Here is an 8,023-nt window from a genome sequence, read left to right as displayed (position 1 = left end):
CGCGTGTAGCTCAGCTGGATAGAGTACCTGGCTACGAACCAGGCGGTCGGAGGTTCGAATCCTTCCACGCGCGCCATCTTTTTTGTTTTATTATCCATTCTCTTAATACCCCTAGATCACTATTCACCACTTATGCACCTCAAATTTCCAACTCTTGTGATCGCGATTACTACTTTTGGAGTAGTTAAGCTGCTAAATTACTAACAGTAATACGCTGTCAAGCTACTGTGAATAGCATGTTAATCATTTGTTAAGCTTTGGGCGTTTACCCTGTATAAGAGCTAAAGTCTTGGATTATTGCGGATTTTGTCATTGATAAAATAAAGTTAACAATACCAAGGTTTTGAATAATTATTCAAAATTCAAGTTTGATTTTTGTCGTTTGACATGTAATTCTTACGCCAATCTCAAAGGATGTGGATTATATAATATGATGGATATGACTGAGGTGCTCTTAGAAGCAGCAACGTTAATGGGGGTCGGGATGATCGCCGTATTCTCGTTTTTGTCGCTATTAATTGTGGCTGTAATGGGTTTAGCTAAACTTGCACCACCTTTAGCTGACATTCCCGAACCTAGCCAAGCTTTGCCAACGTCTCCCCAACCCGCCAACAATGCCACTGTTGTAGCTGCAATTACTGCTGCTGTTCAACAGTACCGGAAGGCCCAATAACTAAAGAGGATTTAACGCAATGTCTAAACCACTTGCATTAACCGATGTTGTATTGCGCGACGCGCATCAATCATTGCTAGCAACTCGTCTTCGTATCGAAGATATGTTGCCTATTGCTGAGCAACTTGACCAAATTGGTTATTGGTCTTTAGAAACTTGGGGCGGCGCTACCTTTGATGCTTGTATTCGTTACCTTGGTGAAGATCCTTGGGAGCGCCTACGCGAACTTAAAAAGGCGATGCCTAACACTAAACAACAAATGTTGTTACGTGGACAAAACCTATTAGGTTACCGTCATTATGCCGATGATGTAGTAGAACGTTTCGTAGAACGTGCTGTTAAAAACGGCATGGACGTATTCCGTATCTTCGATGCGATGAACGACCCCCGTAACTTTCAAACAGCAGTTAAAGCGGCGTTAGATTGTGGCGCACACGCCCAAGGTACGATTTCGTACACGACTAGCCCAATTCATACCTTAGATAACTGGGTAGATTTAGCCAAGCGTTTAGAAGATATTGGCTGTCACTCTGTTGCAATTAAAGATATGTCAGGCCTGTTAAAGCCTTACGAAGCCGAAACGCTAATTAAACGCCTTAAAGCTGAAACCGATGTAGAAATTGCACTGCACTGTCATGCAACAACCGGCTTGAGCTTACCTACGCATATAAAAGCCATTGAAGCGGGCGTAGACATTATTGATACGGCTATCTCGTCAATGAGCTGTACTTACGGCCACAGTCCAACAGAAACCATTGTAGCGATGCTAGAGGGCACTGAGCGCGATACAGGCTTAGACCTTACTAAGCTAGAGTCTATTGCCGCTTACTTCCGTGAAGTGCGGAAGAAGTACGCGAAGTTTGAAGGTAGCTTAAAAGGTGTTGATTCACGCATCCTTATCGCTCAAGTACCAGGCGGCATGTTAACCAACATGGAAGGCCAGTTAAAAGAGCAAGGCGCGGCCGACAAGCTTGATGAAGTATTGTTAGAGATCCCTAAAGTACGTAAAGATTTGGGCTACATTCCGCTGGTTACACCAACCTCGCAAATTGTTGGTAGCCAAGCTGTGCTTAACGTTTTAACTGGTGAACGTTACAAAACGATTACTAAAGAAACTGCCGGTATTCTTAGTGGTCAATATGGTAAAGCGCCGGGCGAAATTAACGCCGAGCTACAAGCGCGCGTATTAGACGGTGCCGAAGCAATTACTTGTCGCCCTGCTGATTTACTGCAAGCAGAAATGGAGCGTCTTGAAACAGAGGTTGTTCAACACGCAAAAGACAAAGGCTTTAAATTGGCTGATGCGGTAATCGATGATGCGCTTACTTATGCCTTATTCCCACAAATTGGTTTGAAGTTCTTAGAGAATCGCGGCAATGCTGATGCCTTTGAACCGGTACCAAGCGCTGATGACGTAAAGGTTGCCGCTCCTGTTAAAGCCGGTGCAGTAGAAACTTACTCAGTGCGGGTTGATGGTCAAGTGTACAGTGTTGATGTTGGTCCTGAAGGCTCAATTGATGGTGTTAAAGCCGTTGCTCAAAGTGCACCAGCCTCCGCGCCAGTAGCGAGCAGCGCTAGTGGCAATGGTGAGGCGCTACCAGCTCCACTTGCGGGTAACATCTTCAAGGTTCTGGCTAAGCCAGGAGCCAATGTTCAAGAAGGTGACGTATTGCTGATTATGGAAGCAATGAAAATGGAAACTGAGATCCGTTCCGCTAAAACCGGGGTTGTTGACGAGGTTCTAGTTAAAGAAGGTGATGCGGTTGCAGTGGGCGAAGTCCTGCTAAGCATCGCGTAAGGGAGCCATAAAGTGGAAGGATTAATTAAGCTATGGTCTGAAACAGGCCTAGCTAACTTTGAGTTTGGTCAGCTAGTCATGATGGCGGTAGGTTTACTGTTATTGTATTTAGCTATCGTGCGTAAGTTTGAACCATTGCTGCTATTGCCAATTGGTTTTGGCGCAGTATTAGCAAATATTCCAAACGCGGGATTCAATGATGAAGGTGGTTTGCTTTACTACATCTACCATGTAGGGATTGAAACTGGGGTATTCCCATTATTGATCTTTATGGGAGTTGGCGCGCTGACAGATTTTGGTGCGCTTATCGCCAACCCAAGAATGTTGTTATTGGGTGCTGCGGCGCAGTTTGGTATTTTCGCTACCTTGTTTGGCGCTATTTTACTAAACGCCATTCCGGGCTTCGATTTTAGCCTTGCTGATGCATCGGCCATTGCCATTATTGGTGGTGCCGATGGCCCTACAGCGATTTTCTTGGCATCTAAACTAGCACCAGACCTGCTCGGCGCTATTGCGGTAGCTGCATACTCTTACATGGCATTGGTGCCGATTATTCAACCACCGATCATGAAAGCGCTAACCACAAAAGAAGAACGCGAAATTCAAATGGAGCAGCTTCGCCCGGTGAGCATGCGTGAGAAGATTATCTTCCCAATTGCAGTGCTTGGCTTAACTATCTTGTTCTTACCAGCAGCAACACCACTTGTCGGTATGTTCTGTTTAGGTAACTTGATGCGAGAAAGTGGGGTGGTGGATCGTTTGAGCAAAACTGCTCAAAACGAACTTATCAACATTGTGACTATCTTCTTAGGTTTAGCTGTAGGTTCTAAACTGTCTGCTGACAAATTCTTGACCGTAGAAACCTTGGGTATTCTTGGCTTAGGTGCTGTGGCGTTTGGTATTGGTACTGCCTCAGGCGTATTAATGGCTAAACTCATGAGCCGCTTGAGCGGTGGTAAAATTAACCCACTTATCGGCGCGGCTGGTGTATCAGCGGTTCCTATGGCTGCCCGTGTGGTTAACAAGGTTGGTTTAGAGTCTAACCCTCATAACTTCTTGCTTATGCATGCTATGGGTCCGAATGTGGCCGGAGTACTAGGTAGTGCTGTAGCGGCGGGTGTATTGTTGTCGCTTGTTGGTGGCTAAACACGTTATTAGTTGAAACAAAAAAGCTTGCCTCGGCAAGCTTTTTTATTGGCTAATTAATGGGTTATCCATATCATCAATGAGAAGAAACCGATCAGCGCAGTACTCAAACCAATAATCCAATAGTAGCCTTTTCGGCCTTGTTTAAAGCTCAAGCCAAAATGAAAAAGAAATAGCGTCCACAATATCGTCAACAACAAAGGTATTAAGAAAAAACGCACCATAGGCTTACCTATTCATTCGCTTAAGTGTTTGAACAGCTTTTAGTTTACCTGCATTAACGCTGAATAGAAGCGCTTTACGCTACAACTTCGTTTGGCTTCACATACAATCATTTTAGTTTATCTCTTTGCTTGATATTCATTATCTGAGGCCTTTGCTGTTTGCTTGCTTAGAATTTAGTCCACCTTTGTTAAAGCTTATTGGTATGATGCAGCATGAATCGGCTGCTGTTCAGTCCGAGTAGTTTACGAGTGCTCAATGAATATCCAACAATACCAAGATTATGAAGCCTTTATCTTTGATATGGACGGAACCCTCATCGACTCAATGAAGCAACACCAACAGGCTTGGGAGTTTGCTTTACAACAGTTCAATATCCCTTATACCTCCGAACAAATGCTGGCCATGAGCGGTATGCCTACGGGCTTATCGGTTGAAAAGCTGCTTGCCGATGCCCATATAAGCAATATTGATATTGCTGCAGTTGCAGAAGCAAAAGAACAGCGTTATCACCAATTGATGAACAGTGAGGTATTGGCGACACCGTTGATTGAAGTATTTGAGTACTACCTTGGTAAAAAACCAATGGCGGTGGGCACTGGTGCTAGTCAGCAGCAAGCTGAGTTGATATTGGCTAATCTGGGTATTGCTAAGCAGTTTGAAGCGATTGTGGGGGCAGATCTCGTCGCCGAGCACAAACCAGCACCAGATACTTTTTTAAAATGCGCAGAGTTAATGAACGTTCAGCCGCAAGGTTGCTTGGTATTTGAAGATGCCGATGCAGGCGTCGCTGCTGCTAATGCCGCGGGTATGGATGTTGTAGATGTAAGAAATTTATGGCCGGCGAACTATTTTGTTGATTAAGTCGTTCTATTGTTAGCCTTATTATTTTTTAGCGCCTTTGCCTCCGCCACTTTGCTACCGGGTAGCTCAGAGGTGTTATTGCTTGGTTTAGTGAGCCAGGTGCCAGAGCAGTGGATTAGCCTATTAGTGGTTGCCAGTATTGGCAATACCATTGGCGGATTAGTTACCTTCGCCATGGGCTGGGGCGCTTTTAATTACGGTAATCGACATTTTACTTGGTTACCTAACTTAAGTGAGCAGGCCAAAGCTAAACCTTGGTTAACAAAATACGGTGCTTGGAGCTTGTTAATGAGTTGGGCACCGGTTATTGGAGACGCGTTGTGTTTTGTTGCGGGAGCCGCCAAGCTTTCGGTATGGCAAAGTACTATTGCAATGTTGATTGGTAAAACCATTCGCTACGCCTTGCTAATATGGCTGGGCAGTTCTGTAGCTAATTTATAAGAGAGAGGACAATTATAGTGCTTAGATGGTTAAGTGTATTTAGCATCTTGTGGTTAGCAGCTTGTACTCAGATAGATCCCAAGCCCGGCGATACCCTGCCTAAGGGAATCCAATTAATAGAGGCTTCGCAGGCCAATAATAGTGATATTAAAATCGCTTATAAAAAGTACCGTTTGGAAAACGGCTTAACGGTATTGCTGTATCAAGATGATAACGCACCATTGGCACATGTTGATGTGACCTATCACGTAGGCTCAAATCGCGAAGAGCCAGGTAAATCAGGTTTTGCACATTTCTTTGAACACATGATGTTTCAAGGTTCAAAACATGTTGGTGATCAAGAGCATTTTCGTATCATCAACGAGGCGGGTGGTACCATGAATGGTTCCACTACCAAAGATCGTACTAACTACTACCAAACTGTTCCGGCTAATCAGTTAGAAAAAGTACTGTGGTTAGAAGCCGATAGAATGGGCTTTTTACTTGAGGCGGTTAGCCAAAAGAAATTCGAGATCCAACGAGATACCGTTAAAAACGAACGGGCCCAGCGAGTAGATAACGCTCCTTATGGTTTGTTGTCGGAACGTGTTGATGAAGCCTTGTACCCTCGTGAACACCCTTATTCCTGGCAGCCAATTGGCTACATTGAAGACCTAAATCGGGTAGATGTTAACGACCTAAAAGCTTTTTTCCTTCGCTGGTATGGGCCAAATAACGCGGTCATTAGCATTGGTGGTGACATTGATGAACAGCAAACATTAGCTTGGGTTGCTCAGTACTTTGGCAGTATTCCAAGTGGGCCCGAAGTACCTGAGATAACACCTCTACCTGCACAACTTAGCGAAACTCGCTATATCTCTTTGGAAGACAGAGTGCATATTCCGTTGTTATACATTAGCTACCCAACGGTTTACGCAGGTGCAGATGACGAAGTTGCGCTAGATATGTTCTCTGAGATCCTAGGTGGCGGCAAAAACTCATTGTTGCATCAGTCTTTGGTCGAAAGTGGTAAAGCGCTATCGGCGGGTAGTTCTCATTATTGCCGTGAAATGGCCTGTACTTTATCAATTTACGTACGCGCCAATCCGCAAGCCGGTTTAACATTGGCGCAGCTACAACAAGACGTAGACCAAGCAATTAATGATTTTGCTGAACGGGGCGTAAATGCCGAAGATTTGCAGCGAGTGCGTTCTTCATTAAAAGCTTCAACCATTTACAGCTTAGAAAGTGTTTCTGATGTTGTCACTCAGCTCGCCTTTGGTGAAACTTTCTTTGGTCAGCCTTTGTATATTAGCCAAGTGCTAGAACAGTTTAAAAATGTTGATGACAAGCAGGTTCAGCAAGCTTATCAGCAATACATTATAAACAAACCTCGGGTGGTGATGAGCGTAGTGCCTAAAGGGCAAATACAACTGATTGCAGGGCCTGATAACTACCAACCAGAGCCGCGCCAACTGCCTGAACACCAGCATTTAGATGATAATCAACTCGCGCTGCGTGAGGTCACCGATAACTTTGATAGAAGTGTTGAGCCAGCCTCTGGGCCAGCGGTTGCTGTAAAACTACCAGACTTATGGCAAGCTAAATTGAGTAACGGTTTGCAAGTACTAGGCACCTCAGAACAAGCTACACCTACCGTAACTCTGCAGTTTCGCTTAGCCGGTGGCAGTGTATCGGAGCCTGCGGGTAAAGAAGGTTTAGCTAAACTTACTGCGCAAATGCTGATGCAAAGTACTCAACAAACCTTAGCCGCAGATTTAGCCGATGAATTGGTTGAGTTAGGTGCATCGGTCAGTTTTAGTGGCGGCTTGTACAGTCAGAATATTAATTTAACATCATTGATAGAAACATTGCCTCAAGCCTTAAATGTGTTAGAGCAACGTTTATTAACTCCCGCTTTTGACCCAAAAGAGTTTGAACGAGAAAAAGCACGCCATCTGCAAAGTATTGAGCAAAAATTTAATCAGCCCAGTTGGTTAGCCAGCATCGCTAGCCAAGGCTTGTTCTTTGGTGAAGGTAGCCGTTTAGCCACTTCAAGTTATGGCAGTCGCGAGAGTATTGCGTCGCTAAGCCTTGAAGATGTGAAACAGTTTTGGCAACAACATTACCAACCTGACGGAAGCCAATTGGTTGCGGTGAGTAACTTAAGCCAGCAACAACTTGAAACAGCACTTACGCCTCTACAACAACAGTGGCAGGGTAAAGCTAGCCAAGCTGCGCATTTAGTAGCGAAGAAATCGGCCAGCAACAACACCATTTATCTACTTGATAAACCCGGTGCGGTGCAGTCTGTCATAAGAATTGGTCGTTCAGCGATGCCCTACGACGCGACCGGCGAATACTTTAAAGCCAATTTGATGAACTTTAACTTTGGCGGCAATTTCAATAGTCGTATCAACATGAATCTACGTGAAGACAAGGGTTACACCTATGGGGTGAGCAGCGGCTTTGGCGGCTTTAAAGACGGTGGTAGCTTTGTGATTTCTACCGATGTGCGCCAAGACGCAACGGCGCCAGCGATAAAAGAGCTGCTGACAGAGTTAGACGCCTATTCAAAGCATGGCCCTAGTGAGCAAGAGCTGGCTTATATGCGCAGCGCCGTATCACAACAAGAAGCGTTGGCCTATGCCACGCCTTCGCAAAAAGCCTCGTTTTTGATGCAAATGCTGGCCTTCGATCTAACCCCAGAGTTTGTGGCCACGCAAAACCAAATTACCGCCACTATTAGCCAAAGTGAATTACAGCAGTTAGCTGCAAAGTACTTTTCACCAGAGCAAATGATAGTGGTTGTGGTGGGTGACAAAGAACAGCTGTTACCCGAATTAAAGAAAATAGGTATGCCAGTTCAAGAACTTGCATTGTAAAGGACCTACGCGGAC

The 8,023-nt window shown here is 44.9% G+C and carries 6 protein-coding genes; all 6 read left to right on the top strand.

What is annotated here, in order from left to right; genetic code table 11:
* Positions 1-430: 430 nt before the first annotated feature.
* The 6 genes from Q4549_RS19170 (at position 431) to Q4549_RS19145 (ending at position 8,008) form a co-directional block, all read left to right on the top strand.
* Positions 431-673 carry an OadG family transporter subunit gene (locus tag Q4549_RS19170; RefSeq protein ID WP_235836132.1) on the top strand — a complete coding sequence of 81 codons (243 nt, stop codon included), beginning with the start codon at positions 431-433 and terminating at the stop codon, positions 671-673.
* Positions 674-692: 19 nt separating this feature from the next.
* Positions 693-2,471 carry a sodium-extruding oxaloacetate decarboxylase subunit alpha gene (gene oadA / locus Q4549_RS19165; protein ID WP_303553976.1) on the top strand — a complete coding sequence of 593 codons (1,779 nt, stop codon included), beginning with the start codon at positions 693-695 and terminating at the stop codon, positions 2,469-2,471.
* 12 nt (positions 2,472-2,483) lie between these two features.
* Complete coding sequence (locus Q4549_RS19160) at positions 2,484-3,617, top strand: sodium ion-translocating decarboxylase subunit beta (protein WP_137671594.1); 1,134 nt, start codon at positions 2,484-2,486, stop codon at positions 3,615-3,617.
* 480 nt (positions 3,618-4,097) lie between these two features.
* On the top strand, positions 4,098-4,703 hold the full coding sequence (locus tag Q4549_RS19155; protein WP_303553975.1) for a beta-phosphoglucomutase family hydrolase: 606 nt from the start codon (positions 4,098-4,100) through the stop codon (positions 4,701-4,703).
* Positions 4,704-4,712: 9 nt separating this feature from the next.
* A complete protein-coding gene (locus tag Q4549_RS19150) occupies positions 4,713-5,144 on the top strand; it encodes a YqaA family protein (RefSeq protein WP_303553974.1) in 432 nt (143 codons plus the stop codon).
* Positions 5,145-5,161: 17 nt separating this feature from the next.
* Positions 5,162-8,008, top strand: a complete 2,847-nt coding sequence (locus Q4549_RS19145) for a pitrilysin family protein (protein WP_303553973.1) — start codon at positions 5,162-5,164, stop codon at positions 8,006-8,008.
* Positions 8,009-8,023 lie beyond the last annotated feature (15 nt).

The organism is Agarivorans sp. 2_MG-2023, assembly GCF_030548085.1.
Lineage (GTDB): Bacteria > Pseudomonadota > Gammaproteobacteria > Enterobacterales > Celerinatantimonadaceae > Agarivorans.
The sequence above is the reverse complement of the archived record's forward strand: the minus strand, read 5'-3'. Positions and strand labels throughout refer to the sequence as shown.